This window comes from Rhizobium sp. PAMB 3174 (assembly GCF_052908375.1).
The window spans coordinates 2316030-2337911 of sequence record NZ_CM128608.1; the positions used below are offsets into that span (position 1 = coordinate 2316030).

Genomic DNA, 21882 nt, shown 5'->3' on the forward strand with positions numbered 1-21882 from the left:
AGCCCGGCCAAAGGCCGGGCTTTCCGTTCAATCTGATCAGATCAGATTAGAAGTTGCGCTGCAGACGGACCCAGCCATCCCAGTAAGCATCTTCGACAGACGGGTCGTTGTACTGAACGTTGACCGAACCAACGAGACCGTCGGTGATCGTGTATTCAGCCAGCAGACCAGCATCCCACTCGTCTTCGCCGCTGTCTTCAAACGAGGTGTACTGTACGCCGGGGGTCAGGGTCAGCTTGTCGGTGATCTTCGCAGCGTAAGCAGCGGAGAGAGCCCAAGTTTCGCCTTCGTCGGAGAAGAAGTAGCGGGTCTCACCAGACTGGTAAGCACCAGCGAAGTCGAGCGTGCCCGGGCCGATAGCAGCAGACAGAACGCCTTCAACGGCAACTTCAGAGCTGTCGCCATCGTAACCAGCATACAGGGTAGCCGTTACAACACCGAACGTGCCGCCAACCTTACCGGAAACGCCGTAAGCAGCGCTGTCAGCCAGATCGCCGAACTGGTCGAAGCCGATGTTACCAGCAAATGCACCGGTGCTGAACTCGTACCAAGCGCGCCAGTTGACAGTGTCGTCGCCGAGAGAGTCGGTTTCGCCGGCAATGCCGTCGTCGAAGGGGTTGGTCGTGTAACCAACGCCGAAGCCGCCGAGCATGATGTAAGCGCGGTCAAGCGTTGCGCCGTCGCTGGACGTGTCCGTGCCAGATACGTAGAACGAGATGTTTGTCTTCAGAACGCCAGCTTCGGTGTCCTGAGCCGTCAGGAACGACAGGTAACCGCGAGCATAACCGTCAGAATACGAGTCAGTACCGGAAACGTCCGAGTTCTGCGAGCTGAACTGTTCCTGGATACGAACGTAGCCGCCGATCTTGAGGCAGGTTTCGGTGCCCGGGATGTAGAAGTAGCCAGCGCCGAAAGCGTCGCAGACCTTGACGTATTCCATGGGCTCCGGCTCAGCAGCGACGATTGCGTCGGCAGCCTGGGCGCCGGATACTACTGCGAGAGCAGCAGCGGAGCCGAGAAGAAGGCTCTTGATGTTCATGTGTGACCTCCAATTAAGGTTTTCAGTCGGGTCTGGGATTTTGCCTTTCGGCATCCCTGCCCCATCCCCAAGTTTCAAGAAGCTTTGCGACGTGCCGCCGTGCTTCTGGGGAGACATTTACAAAGGCAGGGATTCCGCACAACAGAAAAAGCCAAAGCCAAGCCGTTAAAAAGCCGCGCATGTGGCGGCTGTTGCCGAAACAACACAAACAGCCCTGCCGGACGGGTCATTCGTAAACGGGGTGTTAACGGCAAAGGCCTTGGGCGGCACCGAAAAGTCGAGGTAGAGGACGAATTTAGTCGAATCGGCACGGTTCCTTCCGCTGCTCCCGGCCGGGGGATTCGTTTCGCGACCGGGGTCGACCAAGCCGATTCCGACACCCGCTTTCAGCCTCATTTTCACCTCCCTATATATAAGGTGCATTTCACACCGCCAAATTCATGCCTGCCGGGCCGGTTCCGCCGATGGCAATTCGGGGGCTCCGGAAGTGCCGGCGATGGCACCTAGTTCCAGAGAACGCGTCGAGCTCGCTTTCGCCCCATCCGCTTGCAGCATCAGCCTCGCCAGAGAGCGCAAGTCACGACGCCTTCATTGTCCGCCCAGGGACGACGGCCGCCGCGGCTTTGCGGCCGACGAACGAAAATACCCGGACATTCCAAAAAACATCTTGATCGCACGGGCAAACACCAATATCACCGCCCTCACCGGAGAGGTGGCCGAGTGGTCGAAGGCGCTCCCCTGCTAAGGGAGTATACGTCAAAAGCGTATCGTGGGTTCGAATCCCATCCTCTCCGCCATCTTACTTTAAAGCATTGGTTTTCTTGGAAAAATGCCAACTTTGTTGACGCATGACAAGGAGAGAATCCATGCAGGTATCGCGCGAAGTACACCTTCAGGTGCCGCGTCAGCCAAACCAGCCCGCCGCCGAGAACACAAGAGCACGCGCCGCAAGCAGGCCTCGCCGGGCCGATACATGGTCCGGTCAGGGTCCGTTTATCTTTTTCAGATTAAGGTGCCGAAAGAGATCATCGCCGATCGCCCTGTCATCCGCATCAGCCTCGGAGCCAGACAATACCGGCAGGCCCGAAGGCTCGCGGACCTGATGGCGGCAGAAGCGCGACTCCTGTTCGATAAGGTGAGGCGGAAAAATATGGCTGACAACGGTAAAGGCGGCGAAGCCGAAGCTGGTGACGATACCTTCTGCAATGAAAGCCTCACCCGGTCAGCGGCTGAAATGACAGGCTACCTCAAGGCACACCTGATGATCGCGGAGCATGAGGCTCCCGAGCCGACCGCCGAGGAACGAAAAAAAGACCCAGGGGATCCGCGAACTGGCCCTTCTCTCGCGCGAAATGGAGGCGCTGAAAAAGGGGCGGCCATACAACGAACTGATCATGTCGAATGCCGACTATCTTAAGGCGCAGGCGCTTCGCAAGCTGACACCGCCCACGGGACCTCGTCTGGGTTCACCCTCTCCAGTATCCGCCTACCAACTTCCGAAGACGGCCAGTGCAGCCGCCGCGGCTGACATCCCTTACCTGCCCCTCGACGATGATGATGAGGAGGAAGAAGACCAGTACGACGAATTTGGCAACAGAATTCCAGACTTCCTGCTCGACCGGCGCTACGTCAAACGCCGCAAATCGAGAAAGCCGCGTTTCAGCCGCATTGCCGCTGACTACATGGAAAAGCGCGCCAGGAAGAAGGGCGCGGAAAATAAGGATGTCCGCATTGCACGCACTCGGCTCGAGGTCTTTATCGAAATTATCGGTGACCATCCGGTGGATACCTATACGAGCGCGGATCTGCAGGCATTCGTCACGAAGATGCAATGCTGGCCGGCAAATAAGAATGCACGCCGTCCCGGTGAAACGGCTTTCGACGTCCTTGAACGCAACAAGGATCTTCACCTGAAGCCAATGGCCCTTAACACGCTGAAGAACGGCTATGTAGCCGTCGTCGCCGCAGCGCTTCGGTCAGCGATGACCAAATATTCTTATCGCGATCCGTTCGGGGGAGCACGAATCGATTATCCGGACACAGCCGCGCCTCCGGTTTCGGCGGAACCACTCAGCGCCGAGAAGATCAGCAAAATCTTCCAGCTCGGGGTCGAAACCGGGATCATGGAAAACTTCATGCTTCCCCTGCTCGGCCATCTCACCGGCCGGCGTCTGGGCCTGCTCATCCATCTCATCGGCAACGACTTCCGGGAGAAATATCCGGGTGTTTGGGTAGCGCAAACGGCTGGCATCACCGAAGTGAATGGCACATTCAAACGGGTGCCCTACAAAACTAACGCCAGTACCGGCTTCTTCGTTCTGCATGACTTCTTCAAGGACATCGGTTTCATCGATTGGGCGGTCAGCCAAGGTGACAAGTTCCTCATCCCCGGTCTTATGAGGCTCAAGGATCCCAGCAAGAGCGGCTCCTCCTACATGCAACGCCTATTTGCCAAGGCCGGCGTCGCCGGCGACCGGAGAGAAGTCTTCCATTCCCTTCGTGGTGGGCACATCGATGAGATGCTGGACGCAAAGATCGATGAACGCGTCCGCAAGCTCCAGGTTGGCCATGAGCTCAGCGGCGATGTACACATGAAATATGGAACGAAGTCGCTCAACGAAGCAAGGTCGCGGGATCTTGCACGCCTGCCGCTTAATCCGGACATCGACTTTTCGGTCTTTCAAGGCCTGAACTTCGGAAAGTTGGCCAGGAACAAGCGAACCATGGGCCGGCAACCGCGAAAGAGGAAGCGTTAGGACTTTCCCAAGTTTCTTCGTGCGGGCGGAAAGCCTCTGCACATCAGGTCTTGGTTCGAAGCCTCGGACGGCTTTCTGCGTCCGTACTGAACCGCACCGGGTTTGCCGGAGGCCATTTCGTTTAAGTTACGCAGCCATGGCTGCTTCGTCCAACATGGCGTAATACTGATCCTCGGCTTCGGCTGGCGGTATATTGCCGATGGGCTCCAAAAGCCGTCGGTGGTTGAACCAGTCTACCCATTCCAAGGTAGCGAACTCGACCGCTTCGAAGCTCCTCCATGGTCCACGCCGATGAATGACCTCGGCCTTGTAAAGACCGTTGATCGTTTCTGCGAGGGCGTTGTCGTAGCTGTCGCCGACGCTTCCGACAGTTGGCTCGATACCTGCTTCTGCCAACCGCTCGGAATAGCGAATGGACACGTATTGAACACCGCGATCCGGGTGATGCACGAGGCCGCCGCCATGAGCGGGACGCCGATCATGAAGAGCCTGCTCGAGGGCATCGAGGACAAAGCCTGCATGTGCCGTGCGGCTCGCCCGCCATCCGACAATGCGGCGGGCGAAGACGTCGATCACGAAGGCCACGTAGACGAAGTCCTGCCAATTGGCGACATAGGTAAAATCCGAAACCCACAGCCTGTTTGGTGCAGGGGCTTTGAACTGGCGGTTCACGCGGTCAAGCGGGCTCGGAGCCGTCTTGTCCGGGAATGTCGTGCGGACCGGCTTTCCTCGAATGATCCCCTGCAGGCTCATCGACCTCATAAGTCTGGCGACCGTGCAGCGGGCGACATCGAAGCCTTCACGCTTCAATTGCCGCCAGACCTTGCGAACGCCATAGACGCGGAAGTTCTGCTCGAAGACACGACGTATCTCGATCTTCAGGCTGATATCGCTGCGGGCACGGATCGACAGGCGATCCACGTACAGTCGCTTGGCGACGTTCTCGTAATAGGTTGATGGGGCAATCGGCAGTAGGTTGCAGATCGGCTCGACCCCGAACACGCCACGGTGTTCGTCGATGAACGAGATCATCGCTTGAAGGGGCGGTCGAGCTCCGCCTGGGCGAAATAAGCAGACGCCTTGCGCAATATCTCGTTGGCTTAACGAAGCTCGCGGTTCTCACGCTCCAGAGCCTTCATCTTCTCGGCCACGTCACTCGGCAGGCCTGCTCGTTTGCCGGTGTCGACCTCGGTCTTCTTCACCCATTCATGCAGCGTGGCGGGTGAGCAGCCGATCTTGGCCGCAATAGATGAAACGGCAGCCCACCGCGAAGGGTGCTCGGCTTCGTGATCCAGCACCATACGAATGGCACGTTGACGGACTTAAGGTAAAAACTTGTTCGTTGTCTTGCTCATAATGGCTCCACTTTCTCAGAAGTTGGAGCCTCCGGCAAACCCGGTGCGGTTCATACTGATGTAAAGCGGCTATAGAAATCTGATTCGGAATCAAACGTCGTTTTATGGAGTAATGAGAGGAGAAAACGAATTCCAGGCAAACTACGTTTGCGATAGGGTGACAGAGTTCCTGCAGATGACAACCAAATTGCAAGCAATCGGAAACCGGCTCAGCCCAGGTCGTCGCCATCGTCTGAAAAAAGCAGATGGGCCTTCCTTCGGAAGGGCGAGCCACCGCTCCGGTACTTGCGAAAGAGATCATCGAGGACCTCATCGCACGCCTTCTCATCAAACCCTTGTTCCACCAACATCATCACCATTCGATCGCGGAACTTCTCCAGCTCCTTAAGCTGGTTCTTCTCGATCGCCCCGCGGACCAGCCAGAAGAGTGCTATGCGGGCGACGTCGTCCCGGCTGGGGCGCTTCTCCTGCTTCTGCTTGCGCCGCAGTTCCCTCTGCCGCTCGCGCTGTTTGTCGAGCCGCGTATCGTCCGGCTGCCTTGCCATATGCATCCCCCTTTCCGATCGCCGCCACCGGCTCTTACTGCCAGATAGCCCTTGCCTCTGAATCAGCAATGTTGAGATTGGAATCGGATGTTCGCAATTTGTCTTAAGTCACCCAGACATTGATACAGGTCGTTTCAATGTGCCCGCGCGTCAAAGCAAACCGTTGGGCCGCCGCAATCAGTCGAGGGCGAGAACGCTTTCTAGAACCGAACGGGCTTCCGCGAGCAGGCCATCGACCTCGAGCAAGTGCTCTGAGAAGATCAGCGCCGAGAAAGTCTCCCACCATGGCTGCCATGCGGAACCGGCCGGCGGCCATGACGGTTGAACGAGATCCGGAACGGTCGAGCTACGGAAGGGAAGCAGGGCTATGCTCTCGAATTGGGCCTGCGCCTCCTCGGCGGCAATGGTCAGCTTTCTACGGATTTCCTGGGCTTCGCCTGCGTCGTCGGCGTGGACCTCCAACTCATCGATCAAAGCAATCATCGTGGCGACCGTATCGCTGAAAAGAGCTATGCCATTTCGAACTTTGAGCGCGGCCAAATCTTCCAGAGCCGTCATGCTTCGCCGCAATAGGGGGTGGGTGACAGGATCGCCAGCAACAGGATCAGCATGGCCAAGGAGCGCATCAAGCACATTCGTGGATACCGTCGCATAGGTCTGTATGGTATTGACGCCGAGTTCGATGTCTTCGTCCGTCCCATTGCTGAGGGCAATCACCACATCCTTGGTAGCGCCGAGTTTCACGAGGCGGCTTCGGCGCGGACGGAGCCATGCCGAGGCCGACATTACTGCCTAGCACTCTGACCAATCAAGGCCGCAACGCTGCTCAGCCCAAGGCTGCAAGGCCGCTTCGCCGGCTTCATTTTCGGCCGCCTCAAGGAGCTCACCGAGATCGATGAAGCTTTCGGGCTTTTCACGATCGAGACCGGCGATTTGCTCCGCTAGGATCTCCAACTGCATTGCCTTGTGAGAGGGAATGCCAAAGGCGCTGTAGTCGAACATGGGGGTTCCTTGCAGTTGATGGGAAGGGGCGGGTAAGGATTTCAGAAACGGAAGTCGTATTGGCCGCACGTTAAGCCTTGGTGAACGGGATGCGCGGATGTCAGTTAATCCTCCTGGTCCATGGAAACGGCGGCAATGACGATTGCGAAGGAATCGGATTTCCGGAATCTTGAATCACCGGCGCAGAGTTCGGAATCGAATGATCGCAATTTGTTTTGACTTGCGGGCACGTTGAGATGACGTGAGACAATGTTGTCCCACGTCATTCCGATTTCAGCGGTGTTCGGGGCCGGCTCCGGCTTCTTCCAAAATCCGCACGACGTCAGCGCCTTCCAGCGCCTGGGCCTCGACCAGCGCCGCAGCCAGTGCGTCGAGAGTGGCGCGATGGCGAGAGATGATCTCACCTGCCCTTTCCTGCGCCTGCTCCAGCCTGGCATGAATGCGGATTGCAAGTCCCCGGTCATGATCGAGGACAACTGTGTTGTCCTTCGACGGCCGGTAGAGCAGTGGCAGGTCTTCGCCAAGGCCCCATGTCCGCTCAATAGACACGGCTAGATTGGTGGCACGGGCGAGATCGCAGTCGTTGGTCCCTCCGGCTCCAGCCCCCGGCTTGCCGAAGACGATGATCTCGGCGGCCCGGCCGGCCATCAACATCGCGATGGTGTCGTCGGCCATGGAGAGCGAATGCGCCCGATCTGCCCGGAAGCCAAGATTGCCAAAGGCCCCGCTGCTGGAGTCGATTGTCACGCCAAGGATAGGACCGATTTGCAGGACATGATGGACGAGCGCATGGCCTTCTTCATGAACCGCATGCAGGCGGAGGAGCTCAGGCGATTGCGGCGGGCGTGACAGCCGCAGGCTGATCTCGAGATCGGCAATGGAAACGGCGCGCTTTTCGCGTCGGGCTTTTAGCCGGGCCTCGCGGACGACGCGTTCGACGTCCGCACCGGTCATGCCCATTGCCCTCGTCGCCAGCCGCTTCAGAACCGAGTTGTGGGCTTGGCCGTTTGCCACCAGCAGAGCCGCTGTCGTCGACTCAATGGTCTTGTTGAGCGCGCTTGTCACTGTCCGATCCTCCGTGCATTGTTTCCGGATGCCGTTTTGGATCGTTTGATGTCGCCGTCACCGGCGTTGATGTCGGCCTCCGGCCTGGCCGTCCCATCGACCGGAGCATTTTCGCGATGCTCGGCATCTTCCGCCAGCAGGCGAGCGAGATCGCCTCCGAGGTGATGCGCCCAGATGCCGGCAAGCGTTTCGATGTCTGGACGCGGGAGTTCAATATGGGTCTCCAGCCTGCCGGCACGGCGTAGTGCCTCGTCGATCTGATGCGGAAGATTGGTCGCTCCAACGACAATGACGCCTTCGGCCTTTACAGCACCGGCCAGAAGTTCCAGCGCCTTGTTGACCACAGCGTTCCAGTAGTCAGCATATTCTCGTTCGGCGGGTCGACGCTTGCCGATGCCGTCGATCTCATCGACGAAGAGAATGCTTGGAGACAACGCCTTCGCCTCTTCAAACGTCTTGGCCATTCTGCGGATCACATCATCGAGATGGCCGCCTTCCAGCCATGTCGATACGGATGTCACCACCAAGGGGATCTGCAGTGTGTTGCAAAGCGCCCTTGCGAAGGTCGTCTTGCCCGTTCCCGGAGGACCGGAAAGCAGCAGCTTTGTGCTCATATCGGCCCATGCCAGTCCACCGGCCAGATAATCGGTCAGGTCGGCCTTCAGGCCGAGCGCCCAGTCACGAGCTGAGCCGTAGCCAGAGAGGGTTTCGACGGAAAGCGGTGGCCGGACGCTTTCGGATGCTGCGCCTAATGACGCCGGTCCGATCTCTTCCGGCTGAATGACCTCCGCGCCGGACGGCTTGTCCCTCCGCCAGTCTCGTCCAGCCGATTTCTTGTCATCGCCCTTTGGCTTAGAAGACGAGGTCTTAACCTTTGCTGAGGAGCTGTTGGCGGCTTCTCGCATCGTGCCAGAGGATGCGGCGGCGAGATCAAAATCGAACTCACCGTCCGGACCGCTGTCATTGTTGTCGCCGTCACCCTCATCTTCCGCATTGCGCGCAGCCAGCGCCGACAGAACATTCAACGCCGCTGTCGCTCGCCGTCCAGGACGGAAGGCCAGCAGAAGATCGTCAAACGTCAAAGTCCAGACAGCGAGTTTTTCCGGCAGTTTGGCAAATACCGCCCGGCCCACCTCTCCATAGATCACCGTCACGATGTCTTCGATCAGCGTCCGGTCAATGCGGCGGATGAACAGGTTCAAGTCGGAGGTGAGCATGATCATATCCGGCAGCTTATCCGGCCGGTCCGAGGTCGCAAGGATCGGCATGTCGCGCGACAGAGTGTTGACCAGACGGCGGCGCATGGACTCGGATGTGATCCGCGACAGACCGTGACTGTCGTAGTGAACGGCGCGGCGGCCTTCCTTGTCTTCGTCAGGATAGTATTCACCGCGGTCATGGCCCATGCCACCATTAGCAAAGTTCCAGCCGTTACCCCCGGCAATGCCGGTCTCCTCTATCAAGCGGACAATCTGGTCCTCGACGCCATCGATCTCGGATTGAATGGCGACAAACGGTGCCGGGGATCGCAGCAAGCGCATCGCGTCACGCAGGGCCAGGCATCTGTCCCGCATCGCCCGCGCCAGCATGAGCGCCGTGATCATATGGCTGACCAGCGGCGATGCACCAGCTTCGCCGACGAGACGCACCGCATAAGACCGGTGCCAGTCCTCATCTTTGACTGCGCTATCCACCGTTTCGGGGTGGCTACGGCCAAGACCATACAGGCGACCCGCACTAAATCGGCCTTGCATCGCGGCGTCACCAAATCCGACCGCCGAAGGTTTGGGGGATACGACCTCCCTCGATCCTTGCAGGTATGAACCGAATTGCTTGCGTAGCCACACGACATCATCTTCCAGGTTCATGGTCAGCCGCGAGGTGTCGAAGGCGGGCGCATAGTGCCGCACCAAGCTCCCATTCCACTCGACGATCTTGAGCATCAGGAGACCATTTGCCAGAGCGGCGCGCCGGGTCTTGCGGCGGGTGTCCTGCTGCAGGCGTCGCATGAAGAAACGGCCGACCTTATCCATGGGACGTCTTCCCTGCAGCTTTGCGGGCTGTCGCGGAAATAATTTCCGGGAAACGCTCGCGACGTATGCGCGAACGGCGCAACGGACGTTCTTCGGGATCGGGCTCCGGAACCGACGCCAGCGCCTGCATGACGCGATCGTGCGCCGATCTACGGCGGCGGCTAACTTGCGTCTCCGGAATGGTGACCTGCTCCATCCGGCGACCACGCTCAAGCCAATCGAGAACCATGCGGCAAGCCGGATTGCCCAGTTCGACATGAAGCGCCAGCCGCTTGAGAATGAGCGGCGGTACTTCGCCGTTAAAGAGTGCCCCCTGTCGAGCGAAGGCCAGCGCAAGCCCGATCAGCGTTGCGGGATCGCCTGCAGCTTCGAGGTCGACATTGGACGGCCCGGAAACATCTGAACCGGGATGGACGTCATCACAACGGAAGCCGGAGGTGGGGTGGCAATAAATGTGTTTGGAAGACATGAGGGCTCCTTGGCCGGTCCGGCTCAAACCGGGCGACATCAAAAGAAGAGGAATGGGGATGAAGAACTGGCGGGACCGGAGGCCGTTGGCGCTAACGCTAGCGCCCGTGGCTTCGGCCTTCAGGCGTCAGTGTATCCGCGAGCCGCGCGCAAAGCCGACCTTGATCCGGAACGGCAGGACAAGCGGGCCGTCTTCCACTCTGCCATCGAGGGGATCAACGTCGTTGAGATGTCCGGTCCCGGCTGTGTCCTCCTCGTCGCCATCGTCATTCCAGCCGGTCAGATCATCCTGATCGAACCACAACGCTTACTCCTCCTCAAGACGAGCCTGCTCTTCGTGGAAGGTCCGGCTGGGTCCGTTGAGATCGATACGCAACCTCTGCACTGGCGGCGGAACCGCTAGTGCGGCCGCGCAAACGTACGGCACCTGCCCAGTGGCCGCGCGGATTGCCTTGTGAGCTTCCGCTTCGAGAACCTGGCGGACACGCACCCCGAAGCGTGACCTGAGTTCGGCCATGCAGTCGATTTCCAAAAGGTCGTCGATCTCGTCGAGCGCCCAGATGCCGTTGCCATGGTCGCTCGGCCGGCTGGCCCCGTCGATGATCGCAACGCCGACGGTGTCGATCATCATTCGCTTGTGGTTCTTGTACAGCCAATCCGGCAGGATGAGCGCTACCGCCATCATCCGGATTTTGAGTTCGTCCAGCCGGCCGGTATCAAGATAGCTGGCGAGCGAGCGCTTCAGATCGAGAATGTAGCCAACATGGCGAGACCGGTTCACGATGATGAGGTCCGGCGAGTAGCTCCCCTTCGCAGGCGCTTCGCAATCGATCGTGATGCCATCAAGGCGCGACCAGTTGTTGCCGGTCACGGTCTCCATCGCCGCCTTGACCAAAGGCAGGCGCAAAGACTGCGAAAGAACCGTGATAGACGGATTGGCCTTAGCCAGGCGCTCGACTGCCTGCTCCAGCAACTTACCCTCCCAGAAGGACACGGCCCTCACCAGCGAGGCGATCTGGACATAGTGACCGAGGATTTCGTCCTCGACAGGTTCGCCGTCGATGATGGTGGCGATGGCATTGTCGATCAGACGATCGAGATCGTCCTCGACTTCGGCGTAGGTCACCGAGTGCGGATAGCCCGCCGGAGAGGTCACACCAGCCGACACGGCTGTCTTGGGATCGGTTAGCCCTCGGGAGCCAAAGCCGAAGGGACGCAAGAAGCTGCTGTTCGGGAATACGGCGGAGATGGGAGTGTCGGCGGCAGCAAGCGCTGTATGAGATGTGTTGGTGATGAGGTTCATGGAAAGCTCCGGGATATGTTCGGACACCGACATGCAATCCGACCTCTAGGCGCACCGGTCCTCACGGCCGGAAATGCCAAGGCAGCAACGGTGGCAGCGGATGAGATGGGATCGGCGGCGTCGGTCGATGGATCAGATGACGGCGAGCGGCATACGGCGGCCGCGCAGCCGGAAGCCAAACGCCGAGGTCCGGCCGATGGAATCATTGATCTGATGGAAAGCTTCCCCGATGGGGATGGATTGGATAACTGTCGTCATAGCCCGATTCCTTTTCGTGAAGGCTGAGGGTCAGGCCCTTGTCGGTGTTACCAGCACCGGCCAGGGCCGCTTTCGTTCCGGACCATCCGGAACACTATGATCCTGGCAGGACCGGCGGTCGGGCTCAAGGACCTTTCGAGCCCAAAAGAGAACATAGCCGGTACGTGGTTAACGGCGGGCTCATCGACAAATGGTGACCATTTTCGAGGGCGGCCCGTCCAATATTAGGAAGGAATTGACATCTCACTCATTTGCTGTTTGCTCAAGAGCAATCATGAGGTGCACCAATCATGCTTCCCGGTTTGGGCATAGAGTTCGCGGATGTCATTCTGCAATTAGCGGTTGACGCTCCGTACTTCGCTACCTGCATCGTCCGCCCCCCCACAAATATTTCAGCAAGTTACTCCAAACCTCTCAGTTCCACGCTCTACATCTCACCGATGGTTTACTCGGAGCACTTGTCACAGAAGGTCTTTCGATTTATTCCGAGACGATGCCCTGCGGGGCAGAATGCGCGTTGTGCACCATCGGCGATTATCCCCTACGAACACTTGATGCTGTTCGCGAGATTCCGCGCCGCACTATCGAGATTGGAAAAATGATAAAACGTATACACTTCGACAACATCGAGATTGCGATTATCGTCTACAGCAAATTCCGGTCCGAAGGCGTCAAATTCGTGACTGACGAGGGATATTCACAGCAGCTTGCATATATGAATAGGCCGAAAGGTGAGTACATTCGACCACACTATCACAATACGAATGCGCGCTCCGTACATTTTACCCAGGAGGTGCTGGTGCTGCGGAGCGGAAGGCTCCGGGTGGACTTTTACAGCCCTAACCAGCAATATTTTGGCTCCGAGGAACTTGGCCCCGGTGATGTACTTATGCTGGCTGCGGGCGGGCACGCTTTCAAGATCTTGGAGCCTGTAGAAATGCTGGAAATCAAGCAAGGACCCTATGCTGGCAATAACGACAAGACCATCTTCGAGGGCATTTCTGAGGACGGCATATGCCCCGTAAGCGCGTCATGTTTTTCAATTGACGACAAATAACAGAAGTAAGCCAATGATCCCCGTGAACACGCCCTTGCTTAAAGGAAACGAAGCCAAATACCTTGCGCAATGCATCGAAACGGGCTGGATTTCATCTGAAGGTCCTTTTGTGCGTAGATTCGAACAGCTATTCGCCGAAAAAGTCGGTCGCGCCGACGGCGTCGCAGTGGCAAACGGTAGCTGCGCACTTGATGTTGCTGTGAAGGCGCTGGAGATTGGGCCGGGTGACGAAGTCATCATGCCGACATTCACGATCATCTCCTGCGCAGGTGCTATTATTCGGGCTGGCGCAACCCCAGTGGTTGTGGATTGTGACGCCGGCACTTGGAATATGACGGCAGAGGGGGTTCGAGAAAAAATAACAGCGCGCACCAAGGCTATAATGGTTGTTCACATATATGGTCTCCCGGTGGACATGGAGCCGATCCTCAAACTCGCCCTCGAGTACGGCTTGAAGATCATTGAGGACGCAGCAGAAGTGCATGGTCAGACATACAAGGGCAAACCGTGCGGAAGCTTTGGGGACATCAGTACATTCAGCTTCTACCCAAACAAGCATGTCACAACGGGCGAAGGTGGCATGGTGATGGCGGACGACCCGGTGCTTTTGGAGAGATGCCGTTCGCTGAGAAATCTTTGCTTTAATGAGCAACAGCGTTTCGTACATCATGAATTGGGCTGGAACTATAGGATGTCCAACCTGCAGGCGGCGGTCGGCTTGGCGCAATTGGAACAACTGGATTCTTTCATCTTACGAAAACGTGCGATCGGGGCTCGCTACCAGGAGATGCTGGGAGACCTCGACTGCTTCGATTTCGCACCGGTCGCAACGAACTATGCCGATAACATATATTGGGTATTCGGCCTCGTCGTCCGACCATCGGCAAGACGGAGCAAACCGGAAATCGTCGCGGAACTGGCGAAGCAAAAAATTGGAACGCGTCCGTTTTTCTGGCCAATGCATCGGCAGCCCGTCTTTGAGAAGATGGGGCTCTTTGTTGGCGAGCGATATCCGAATGCGGAATATATTGCTGAGAACGGTTTCTATCTCCCGAGTGGCCTTGGCCTGTCAGACGACGACATCGACGCCGTTGCAAAGGCACTGCGAGCGTTTGCAGCATGACCGCATTCTCGAATTATGCCGAAATTTACGATCTGCTAAATGCAGAGAAGGACTATGAAAGCGAAACTCGATTCGTGTCCGCCCTTCTTAGAGAGGATTCCCCCACAATTCGAACGATATTGAATCTCGGATGTGGAACAGGGCGTCATGACCTCCTGCTTGCCCGTGACAGTTTTGACGTACTAGGCATCGAACTCAGTTCCAGCATGCTCGCGGAAGCAGAGAACCGACGCTTGGAGGCCAGCGAATTCGCGAACAACCTATCCTTCGCTCTTGGCGACCTTCGGCGATATAATGGGAACCGGCACTTTGACGCGGTCATTTCGCTATTTCACGTGTTGAGCTATCAAACGGAAGACGACGATGCTGCCGCAGCCTTCAGCACCATAAGTCGGCACATGCGGGCTGGATCGGTCGGGCTCTTCGATCTGTGGCATGGCCCCGCGGTTGAAAACATGAAGCCGGAAGTTCGGGTGCGCCGGGCTGAAAACGATGCCATCAAAGTGACGAGACTTGCAGAACCGCAGCATATCGCCGACAAGCATCTCGTGAACGTGAAATTCACATTTTTTGTCGAGGACAAGTTGACGCGATCGATATCCAGTTTCGAGGAAGTGCATCCGATGCGCTACTTTTTCCCAGACGAGATTAACCGGTACATTCGTGACGGAGGTTTGACCCTTACGCAAACCGGGGAGTGGATGACGAGAAACGCCCCAAGTGAGCGGACTTGGAGCGTTTACTATCTGGTGGAAAAAGAAAAATCGTGACTGCCGTGGAATATCCAACAGTTTCGGCAACCCGCTTCAAACTGGCAGTTATTCTCGACAAGAGAATCACAATCGGTGGAGGCTTCAACCAAGCGCTGACGGCCGCGCAGCAGATACTGCGCATCGCGCCAGAGAGTTTTGACGTTGAACTGTTCACGAACATCAAATCCAACATCCGATCATTAGCCGAAAACGGCTTGTCCGTGACCTATCTTGCCGAACCGCGGCGAAGCCTGTTCAGTAGGGTTCGGCGAGCGTTTACCCCAAGAGGGAAGCGCCTGGAAACCACACTCGATTTCGATCTGGAAATGGAAACTCGCGGTGTCGATCTGGTGTACTTCACCTCTCCTAGCGCATATGCGCTGGATCTCAAGACAATACCCTACATATTTACTATCTGGGATTTATGCCACCTGGAACACCCAGAATTCCCGGAAGCTGCTGCGAGAGATGAATTTGCGAAACGCGAAGCACGTTATTCGCGTGCAATACCGAGAGCGTTCCTCAATATAACTGACAGCAGGCATACGACGGAGCTGGCTTGTCACCGCTATGGCGTACAGAGAACCCGCTTTCTCGATATGCCGTTTTCTCCTGCCGCCTTCACAGACCGACAGCTGCAGGCTTCGCCTTTAGCAGTCCAAGACGTGATGAATCGATATAGGCTGTCGCCAGGATACTTCTTCTATCCGGCTCAATTTTGGGACCACAAGAACCATGTCCGTTTGCTCCAAGCAGCCGCGGAACTCAAGCAAAGGACGGGCAGCGCGCCCGATCTGGTATTTGCGGGAAGCGATCAAGGCCATAGAAACACTATCGAGATGCTTGCCACAGAATTGGGAGTCGCCGAGACAACCTACTTCATAGGATTTGTTCCGACGGAAGACATGCCAGCGCTGTATGAAGCTGCCGTAGCACTCGCAATGCCCACGTATTTCGGGCCATCAAACCTTCCGCCAATGGAGGCCTGGATATTTGGCAAACCGGTGCTTTATCCGCACACCTTTGTCGATTTCGTAGGCGATGCGGCAATTCTTTTTGATCCGGATGACGCGCATTCGCTCGCGGACGCGATGAACACGGTTCTTACTGACGAAAATCCTGACGACTGGAAGGAAAGGGGAGCAAAGCGCCTGGAGCACTTCTCTATGCTTCGAAGTTTATCTGAAGATAAACTTCTCATTTCACTTTTGAAAATTCGAAATCGAATCGCATTAATAAAACAGTAGTATTGGAAAACCGTTTTTGAATGCTAAAGTCGAATCCGATCATGGGTGCCGATCAGTGCATCGTATCCGGCGGCGCCGAAATAATTCTGACATTCGTTTGGCGTGGAGAGCCTGAGTAGCCGACCGATGGTGTTACAGAGGCCGCCGATCGAGCACTCGGCGGCCTTTCGCAACAGTGTCTTGAGTTTGGAGAGGGCGTTTTCGATGGGATTGAAATCCGGACTGTAGGGCGGAAGTTATTCGAGGTTCTGCGAAGAGAAATGTTTCTCCACCCCCGAAAGTCGCCCATGCTGCAATCTGATTGATGGATTGCGCACTAAGCTGTTTCGGAGGGTGCTCTCAGAGGCGAACCACAAAGTTTCTGAGGATAAAGTGTTCAACGGAGGATCCGATGGGAATGTTAAGCAAATCCTGTCGAAATTTGTTTCTGATAGAATATCGACAGATATTGATTCAGAAGAAATGTTACGCTTGAAAAGAGCGATAATATACAGGAACAATTTTGATTATCCTCCCGATAAATCTGTTATTTTTTTACGACACATAAATGTGCGAGCACATTTTTCTCCAGGCTTCTATCAAAAATTGGATCAGACAAACCATTGCGTCACATTGATTATGCAGGGATGCTTTATCTCGCGGGCAATAGCATTGACGTGGGGGATCAATTCCAATTTATGACTGATAGTGAAAAAATTCTGTTTTCTCAATACGGAGATATTTATGGCCCTTTGAGAAAGCCAATCGATATCGAAAGAATCGAAGATTTCAAAACCATATTCTTCTTAAGAGAGCCGCGGGATGTTTTGGTAAGCGCCTAATACTCTTTCGGATTTTCACACGGAGTTCCGTTAAACAGTGAACGAGCGAATAAGTTCCAAATTGAAAGAGAAAAAAAATAAAGCAAGAAGGGATAGATGTTTACTGTAAAAGGGCTGTATCCGAGTGGATAATCCCGACTTATGAACGCTATAGATTGATAACAGATCGATCTGGTGGACTACTTCTTACCTATAATGAGTTTGTTTACACACCATAAATATTTTCAGAGCGCCTTGTAGATTTCATAAATATCAAAGACAGCGCCATTAGAAAAAATATAATAGGTATGGTCGTAAATGAAAACAAAATTAGCAGAAACAATGACCAGAACGCCCCTTTGAAGCACAAGCGCTCCGGACTCAGCAATCAATTCGTAAAAGAACTTGAGGGTGATACGGTACAATATATAAATTATGTGCTAATTGAACAATTGAAATATTGGGGATTCGAACAAAATTAACTTTCCCGAAAACTTTTTATCATGCCAAGCACAGATGCAAAAAGCGCTTGAGTGACTTATTGCACAGACATCACATGGGGATGGATGAACGTTATTCACACGCGAACAGATCTCCGATCTGCCTAGATGATCTCGCCCTGAACTTCACGCGGTCTGGAAACCCACCAACAATGCTCCTATCAAACGCTTGAATCCGTGCTGTTTTCGAACTCTTGACGATGCCGGTAGAAAACGGAGGGTTGACAGAGAGGCGACAAGGCGCTTCGCTCTCATATCAGTATTGGTGACAAACCGCCGATATTGGTTATGAACGAATCTGACGCACCCAGTCCGAGATGAGCAGAAAATCCGGGAAAGCCCCCCCGGCGCAAGTTCGGATTATATCTAAATTAAACCCATCACATAGGTAGTTATTCAAAATGGTACTACGCGGTAAGCTGGGCCTGAAGAAGAGAAGAGATATCCAGAATGCTTATGATGACGTCCCGGAGAACCCTCTACATTCTGACTTGTACTTAGTATCATTCCCAAAATCAGGCGTAACCTGGCTAACATTCATATTTGCAAACCTAATAGCAAAAATGAATAATGATGCAACAATAATAAACTTCTTTAATGTTGATGACTATGTTCCAGATATACACGTATCTCGTCATTTAGATTCAAGAAAATCAAATTTTTTTCCCTATTTTCGTATCATTAAGAGCCACTCTCCCTACAATCCCGCCTACAGAAAAAACATATACCTAATAAGAAACCCTGTAAATGTATTGATTTCTTATTATAAATTTCTGTCTTACATAGGAAAACCGTATCAAGGCAGCTTCGAAAAATTCGTAGAAGATCCCCGTTACGGGGTTGAGGCGTGGCGCGAACATGTCAATTCATGGGTTCGCTCTCCACCAAGTCGCATGGTGACATTTGTCAGATTTGAGGACCTGCGCTCGGATACAGTGAGCGCGCTAAAAGGCTTGACATGGAAACTGGGTGTGGAGATTCCACAAAGCGTCATAGAGGCGGCAATTGACGCGTCCTCGCTCGAGAGCATGAAGAACCTGGAGTTGCTTCAAATCAGCGGCCTGGACGGGATTCGTTTCAGCAAAACAGCAAATTTTGTTGGAGACGGAAAGATCTCCACAGACGAAGCAACCATATCGGAGCAAGCAACGAAAAAAATTCTAGAGGCGACAACGAAAGAAAGAGCGTTGTTCGGGTATCAGTGAGTCGCCACTTGAGAGATTGAAACCGGCAAAAGAGCCTTTGGTGGAGGAAGAGACGGGGTTTTCGGTCACGAAATGGTGCATCTGCCTTGCGATGCCCGTGAAAGGCTGGAAGATTGGCGAAAGCACTATCAACAAAATTCGCTGCATCGGCGGGTCGAGCACTGAAACCGGTTTGGACATGGCGGCACCTCCCCCTCAATCCGCATCCCTCATGATGACGATAAGGGAAATCGTGAAAATCCGACTTCTATTCAACGCGACTTTCAAAGGGAGACACGTTGTCGTAAGGCTCCGGGAGTAGTCGTAGGAGAACATTATTGATTTCACATAGCCACCGTTTCATATTCATCCACGTCTATAAAGTCGCTGGAACCTCCGTTAGGGCTGCCTTGGAACACTATGTCGACGGGCTCGGACCAAGAAGAAGGTCTATGAACAAATTTGCCCGACGCCTGATCGGAACTGACGTCATAAAGCCTTTTCATCAGCCTTTGCACGGACATGCAACTGCACGAGAGTATAAGGATTTCTTGGGTGAGAAATATTTTGACTATTTCTCTTTTGCGTTTGTGCGCAATCCTTTCGATTGGCAAGTTTCTTTGTATGAATACGCCAGGCAATCAAAGAGCCATTATCAACACGAGCTTCACAAGCGAATGAATTTTGAGGAATATATTCGATGGAGGTGTTCCGAAGATCGAAATCTACAAAGAGACTTTATTTTCGATAACGATGGGTCAAAGTTGGTGAATTTTGTCGGCAGATTTGAGAATATGAACAATGATTTTCGGTTCGCCTGTCAAAAGATAGGTATATCCTGCGACCTTCCTCACAAGAAACGGTCGGCAAGGAGCAATGCATCGCAATATTACAATAGTGAGACCCATAAGCTCGTGGCAGATGCATTTTCTGCAGACTTCGAGGAATTCGGTTACAGCAAGGAACTCATTGATGTTGCTTAACATGGTCAATTGTTCAGGAACCATAAGTTGGTGCTGTTCACCAAGACGAGAATTGATTCGGCTCGCTACGATGTCGTGAGATTGTTCCCGCCCCCCCTGAAACGACACCACATCAAAATTGGAACTCTGCGGATTATTCCGCTATTCGCAGTTATTGGCATCAAACGGAGCCAAATAGAAAAATGAGGTTCTCTTGTCTAAACTCAAGATTACAATTGTAACCCCAGCATATAAAAGCGCCGAAACGATAGAGGAAACCATAAACTCTGTCATTTTTCAGGCTTATGCCAACAAGGAATATATCATTGTTGATGGTCATGGCGATCACACCGGTGAGATATTGAAGTCTTACGATTCCCACATCGACTGGTGGTGCAGTGAGCCGGACGATGGTCAGTATGCGGCCATAAAAAAGGGGTTTTCCAAAGCAACAGGGGATGTCTTCTTCTGGCTTAACGCGGATGACAAGCTACTTCCTGGTGCCTTAGAGGTTGTTGCAGACATCTTTGAATCTCATCCGAAGATTGAGTGGCTATCGAGCTTGGCTCCAGGACATTACGATTCAAAAGGCTACTATCAGGGGCACGGCAATATCCCAGGTTTCTCAAAAGAGGCGTTTCTCGATGGATATTTCCTACCGGAAGATGGGCGGCGAGGGAAATGGATACAGCAAGAATCGACTTTTTTCCGTCGAAGCTTGTGGGAAAAAAATGCAGATTCGTTTGGAGAGCTCAGGCTAGCCGGAGACTTCGCATTGTGGTGCGAATTTTACAAGTCGACAGACCTCTATGGTGTGACATATCCACTTAGTGGCTTTCGACATAGATCGGGTCAAAGAAGTGACAGCATGGAAACCTATCTGAGGGAGGGTAAGGTCGCCCTCACCGCCTTGCGTGAGCATGAAGGTTACCAGCCCGGAAGATGCAAAAATGCTTTCCGCTCGTTTTTGACACGAATCCCGATTTTGAAGCGAAAATTGCGCGGAAAGTTCGGTTATAGCGGAAAGAAGATTAGTCGGACGCGGGCAAAGTATGAAGATGCCAGCTGGTCGAATGAGAACTATTACTGGTTTCCCTAAGCCGAACATCGTCCAGCGCAAGTCCGAAATTGCGAGCCTCCAGATTAATGGGCTGGGTCGATTAAAAATGAGGCCGCCTCAAGAACGTCCAGCAATGGATGCTTATCAAAGTACTGCTTATAGAATTGAGCGGCCCTTTCGGTACCCTGGAGGAATTCATTACGGCTTCCGGCGACAGCGACTACCGCTTTTGCATATTCTTCTATAGATGCGGCAGCTATCGCATTCCCGTGACAAAGCAAATCCGCCATTGACAAGCCAGATGCATGAACCAGTGGTTTTTGAGCCACGATAGCATCTTGAATGACGCCGGAGCCCTGCAGTCCGTAAATGCTTCTGTCATAGGGCAATAGGATCAGATCCATCGTTTTGAAAACTTCGATGAACTCGGCAGGAGAAAGTCCGGCATCCAAGGGAGATACGCTGACATCCTTACCGCTATTCACAAAAGTCTTGAGAGGGCCATAAACCCCAGAGGGGCTGAAATGATGGGCTGCCCCCTGAACGACGAACTCGAACTGTCTTGCGGTCCTTGAGCTTATGAGCCCATCCAATGCGGCCACTATCTGAGGAACGAGGGGACTACCTTTCCGCGATTTGGGCAAACCAAGAACACCAATTCTGAACTTTCTCGCCGTCGACGGCTGTTCTACCCGTGTATTGATTTCCATGCTGCAGGGAAGATAAAAGCCACCAGTTACCGGGATGCCGTATTCCGTTTTCAGGTGCTCGGCGAGTTCAAAGGTCTCACTAAACAGAGAAATTTTACTTCGATCAATCTCAGCTAGCTTTAACAGCCTTCTTCTCCGCACATTTGCACTCCTCTCACCGAGATCAGGAGCGAGGAATCGAAGGCAAATAAGTGGAGCATTGCTCTGTAACCTAGACAGGGCGTCGATGGCCGACTCAAGTGCATCAAGATCAGCGGACGGTATCATAACAACATCTTGCTCACACATGCAGCACACTCTACAAGCTTCGAGTATAGTAGCTCCATATGCAGACGAAGGTATCTTCGTGGTCACAAGTCTAGGTAGTATACGCCCTATCGAGATGAGGCGTTTGATGGAATTTCCGTAGGTTGCTTGCAGCGACATTTTATATTGCTGCATTGTATTGGCGTTAAGAGTTGCCGTAGCCGGACCAAGAAAGCCACTATAGGAAGCACCAGCCACAAAGTAAACTTCATAGCTTGGAAGCAGTTTCTTAAGTGACGCTATTTGGGTGTGGTTATGGCCAGCGTTCTCAACCAAATTTGGCTCTATGATAAGCGCTTTCCGCTTGGCGTAATGAAGGTCGATCGACACTGCTATACTCGCATGTTGCCTTATTTT

General features: G+C 54.1%; 20 protein-coding genes, 1 tRNA gene, 2 pseudogenes and 1 other annotated feature. Of the genes and pseudogenes, 10 read left to right on the forward strand and 13 right to left on the reverse strand.

The features are described 5' to 3' along the window. Positions 1 to 46 precede the first annotated feature (46 nt). Entirely contained in the window at positions 47 to 1039 is a 993-nt protein-coding gene (locus ACU5AY_RS11090) for a porin (protein ID WP_446826244.1), read from the reverse strand. Between the two features lie 706 nt (positions 1040 to 1745). Here ACU5AY_RS11090 and ACU5AY_RS11095 point away from each other — a divergent pair. The 3 genes from ACU5AY_RS11095 (at position 1746) to ACU5AY_RS11105 (ending at position 3795) form a co-directional block, all read left to right on the forward strand. Further along, positions 1746 to 1836 (forward strand) — tRNA-Ser (locus ACU5AY_RS11095). Between the two features lie 44 nt (positions 1837 to 1880). Further along, a complete protein-coding gene (locus tag ACU5AY_RS11100) occupies positions 1881 to 2456 on the forward strand; it encodes a DUF6538 domain-containing protein (protein ID WP_446826245.1) in 576 nt (191 codons plus the stop codon). After that, positions 2434 to 3795: a hypothetical protein gene (locus ACU5AY_RS11105; protein ID WP_446826246.1), complete on the forward strand. Its 1362-nt coding sequence runs from the start codon at positions 2434 to 2436 to the stop codon at positions 3793 to 3795. The genes ACU5AY_RS11100 and ACU5AY_RS11105 overlap by 23 nt, the downstream gene beginning before the upstream one ends. A gap of 126 nt (positions 3796 to 3921) precedes the next feature. On the opposite strand, the pseudogene ACU5AY_RS11110 reads toward ACU5AY_RS11105, so the two are convergent. The 10 genes and pseudogenes from ACU5AY_RS11110 to ACU5AY_RS11155 form a co-directional block, all read right to left on the reverse strand. Further along, positions 3922 to 5096, reverse strand: a pseudogene (locus tag ACU5AY_RS11110) (IS3 family transposase). Next, positions 4753 to 4869, reverse strand: a sequence feature (AL1L pseudoknot). It overlaps the preceding pseudogene by 117 nt. A gap of 263 nt (positions 5097 to 5359) precedes the next feature. After that, complete coding sequence (locus tag ACU5AY_RS11115; protein WP_446826247.1) at positions 5360 to 5695, reverse strand: hypothetical protein; 336 nt, start codon at positions 5693 to 5695, stop codon at positions 5360 to 5362. Between the two features lie 177 nt (positions 5696 to 5872). Further along, positions 5873 to 6439, reverse strand: a complete 567-nt coding sequence (locus ACU5AY_RS11120; protein WP_446826248.1) for a hypothetical protein — start codon at positions 6437 to 6439, stop codon at positions 5873 to 5875. 48 nt (positions 6440 to 6487) lie between these two features. Beyond that, the gene (locus tag ACU5AY_RS11125; RefSeq protein ID WP_446826249.1) at positions 6488 to 6697 is read right to left on the reverse strand and encodes a hypothetical protein; all 210 of its coding nucleotides are present in this window, start codon (positions 6695 to 6697) and stop codon (positions 6488 to 6490) included. 273 nt (positions 6698 to 6970) lie between these two features. Then, a complete protein-coding gene (locus ACU5AY_RS11130) occupies positions 6971 to 7762 on the reverse strand; it encodes an ATP-dependent Zn protease (RefSeq protein WP_446826250.1) in 792 nt (263 codons plus the stop codon). Then, a complete protein-coding gene (locus tag ACU5AY_RS11135) occupies positions 7759 to 9795 on the reverse strand; it encodes an AAA family ATPase (RefSeq protein WP_446826251.1) in 2037 nt (678 codons plus the stop codon). The genes ACU5AY_RS11130 and ACU5AY_RS11135 overlap by 4 nt, the downstream gene beginning before the upstream one ends. Next, entirely contained in the window at positions 9788 to 10264 is a 477-nt protein-coding gene (locus tag ACU5AY_RS11140) for a hypothetical protein (RefSeq protein WP_446826252.1), read from the reverse strand. The genes ACU5AY_RS11135 and ACU5AY_RS11140 overlap by 8 nt, the downstream gene beginning before the upstream one ends. A 126-nt stretch (positions 10265 to 10390) precedes the next feature. Then, a complete protein-coding gene (locus ACU5AY_RS11145; protein ID WP_446826253.1) occupies positions 10391 to 10567 on the reverse strand; it encodes a hypothetical protein in 177 nt (58 codons plus the stop codon). A 3-nt stretch (positions 10568 to 10570) separates the two neighbouring features. Next, complete coding sequence (locus ACU5AY_RS11150) at positions 10571 to 11566, reverse strand: hypothetical protein (RefSeq protein ID WP_446826254.1); 996 nt, start codon at positions 11564 to 11566, stop codon at positions 10571 to 10573. A gap of 132 nt (positions 11567 to 11698) precedes the next feature. Continuing rightward, on the reverse strand, positions 11699 to 11824 hold the full coding sequence (locus tag ACU5AY_RS11155) for a hypothetical protein (RefSeq protein ID WP_446826255.1): 126 nt from the start codon (positions 11822 to 11824) through the stop codon (positions 11699 to 11701). A gap of 517 nt (positions 11825 to 12341) precedes the next feature. Here ACU5AY_RS11155 and ACU5AY_RS11160 point away from each other — a divergent pair. From ACU5AY_RS11160 to ACU5AY_RS11175, 4 genes are read left to right on the forward strand one after another with little or no spacing between them, the layout of a single operon-like run. Continuing rightward, entirely contained in the window at positions 12342 to 12881 is a 540-nt protein-coding gene (locus ACU5AY_RS11160) for a hypothetical protein (protein ID WP_446826256.1), read from the forward strand. Between the two features lie 13 nt (positions 12882 to 12894). Next, a complete protein-coding gene (locus tag ACU5AY_RS11165; protein WP_446826257.1) occupies positions 12895 to 14004 on the forward strand; it encodes a DegT/DnrJ/EryC1/StrS family aminotransferase in 1110 nt (369 codons plus the stop codon). Further along, positions 14001 to 14774, forward strand: coding sequence for a class I SAM-dependent DNA methyltransferase (locus tag ACU5AY_RS11170; RefSeq protein ID WP_446826258.1), 774 nt, complete (start codon positions 14001 to 14003; stop codon positions 14772 to 14774). The genes ACU5AY_RS11165 and ACU5AY_RS11170 overlap by 4 nt, the downstream gene beginning before the upstream one ends. After that, positions 14771 to 16003 carry a glycosyltransferase gene (locus ACU5AY_RS11175; protein ID WP_446826259.1) on the forward strand — a complete coding sequence of 411 codons (1233 nt, stop codon included), beginning with the start codon at positions 14771 to 14773 and terminating at the stop codon, positions 16001 to 16003. Before ACU5AY_RS11170 ends, ACU5AY_RS11175 begins: the two co-directional genes overlap by 4 nt. Positions 16004 to 16026: 23 nt before the next feature. Here the strand turns inward: ACU5AY_RS11175 and ACU5AY_RS11180 are convergent. Next, positions 16027 to 16239: pseudogene (locus ACU5AY_RS11180) on the reverse strand (hypothetical protein); the annotation flags it as partial. A 1465-nt stretch (positions 16240 to 17704) separates the two neighbouring features. On the opposite strand from ACU5AY_RS11180, the gene ACU5AY_RS11185 reads away from it, so the two are divergent. From ACU5AY_RS11185 to ACU5AY_RS11195, 3 genes are all read left to right on the forward strand, one after another. Further along, entirely contained in the window at positions 17705 to 18508 is an 804-nt protein-coding gene (locus tag ACU5AY_RS11185) for a sulfotransferase domain-containing protein (protein ID WP_446826260.1), read from the forward strand. A 317-nt stretch (positions 18509 to 18825) separates the two neighbouring features. After that, complete coding sequence (locus ACU5AY_RS11190) at positions 18826 to 19470, forward strand: sulfotransferase family 2 domain-containing protein (protein ID WP_446826261.1); 645 nt, start codon at positions 18826 to 18828, stop codon at positions 19468 to 19470. A gap of 193 nt (positions 19471 to 19663) precedes the next feature. Next, positions 19664 to 20548, forward strand: coding sequence for a glycosyltransferase (locus ACU5AY_RS11195; protein ID WP_446826262.1), 885 nt, complete (start codon positions 19664 to 19666; stop codon positions 20546 to 20548). A 44-nt stretch (positions 20549 to 20592) separates the two neighbouring features. On the opposite strand, the gene ACU5AY_RS11200 is transcribed toward ACU5AY_RS11195, so the two are convergent. Then, entirely contained in the window at positions 20593 to 21507 is a 915-nt protein-coding gene (locus tag ACU5AY_RS11200; protein WP_446826263.1) for a hypothetical protein, read from the reverse strand. Between the last annotated feature and the right edge of the window lie 375 nt (positions 21508 to 21882).

What these genes read in the sequence shown, in the direction of transcription:
- ACU5AY_RS11090 (WP_446826244.1), bottom strand. Translation starts at nt 1,039, where the DNA reads ATGAACATCAAGAGCCTTCTTCTCGGCTCCGCTGCTGCTCTCGCAGTA.
- ACU5AY_RS11105 (WP_446826246.1), top strand. Translation starts at nt 2,434, where the DNA reads ATGTCGAATGCCGACTATCTTAAGGCGCAGGCGCTTCGCAAGCTGACA.
- ACU5AY_RS11115 (WP_446826247.1), bottom strand. Translation starts at nt 5,695, where the DNA reads ATGGCAAGGCAGCCGGACGATACGCGGCTCGACAAACAGCGCGAGCGG.
- ACU5AY_RS11125 (WP_446826249.1), bottom strand. Translation starts at nt 6,697, where the DNA reads ATGTTCGACTACAGCGCCTTTGGCATTCCCTCTCACAAGGCAATGCAG.
- ACU5AY_RS11135 (WP_446826251.1), bottom strand. Translation starts at nt 9,795, where the DNA reads ATGGATAAGGTCGGCCGTTTCTTCATGCGACGCCTGCAGCAGGACACC.
- ACU5AY_RS11140 (WP_446826252.1), bottom strand. Translation starts at nt 10,264, where the DNA reads ATGTCTTCCAAACACATTTATTGCCACCCCACCTCCGGCTTCCGTTGT.
- ACU5AY_RS11150 (WP_446826254.1), bottom strand. Translation starts at nt 11,566, where the DNA reads ATGAACCTCATCACCAACACATCTCATACAGCGCTTGCTGCCGCCGAC.
- ACU5AY_RS11155 (WP_446826255.1), bottom strand. Translation starts at nt 11,824, where the DNA reads ATGACGACAGTTATCCAATCCATCCCCATCGGGGAAGCTTTCCATCAG.
- ACU5AY_RS11165 (WP_446826257.1), top strand. Translation starts at nt 12,895, where the DNA reads ATGATCCCCGTGAACACGCCCTTGCTTAAAGGAAACGAAGCCAAATAC.
- ACU5AY_RS11170 (WP_446826258.1), top strand. Translation starts at nt 14,001, where the DNA reads ATGACCGCATTCTCGAATTATGCCGAAATTTACGATCTGCTAAATGCA.
- ACU5AY_RS11185 (WP_446826260.1), top strand. Translation starts at nt 17,705, where the DNA reads ATGGTACTACGCGGTAAGCTGGGCCTGAAGAAGAGAAGAGATATCCAG.
- ACU5AY_RS11200 (WP_446826263.1), bottom strand. Translation starts at nt 21,507, where the DNA reads ATGTGTGAGCAAGATGTTGTTATGATACCGTCCGCTGATCTTGATGCA.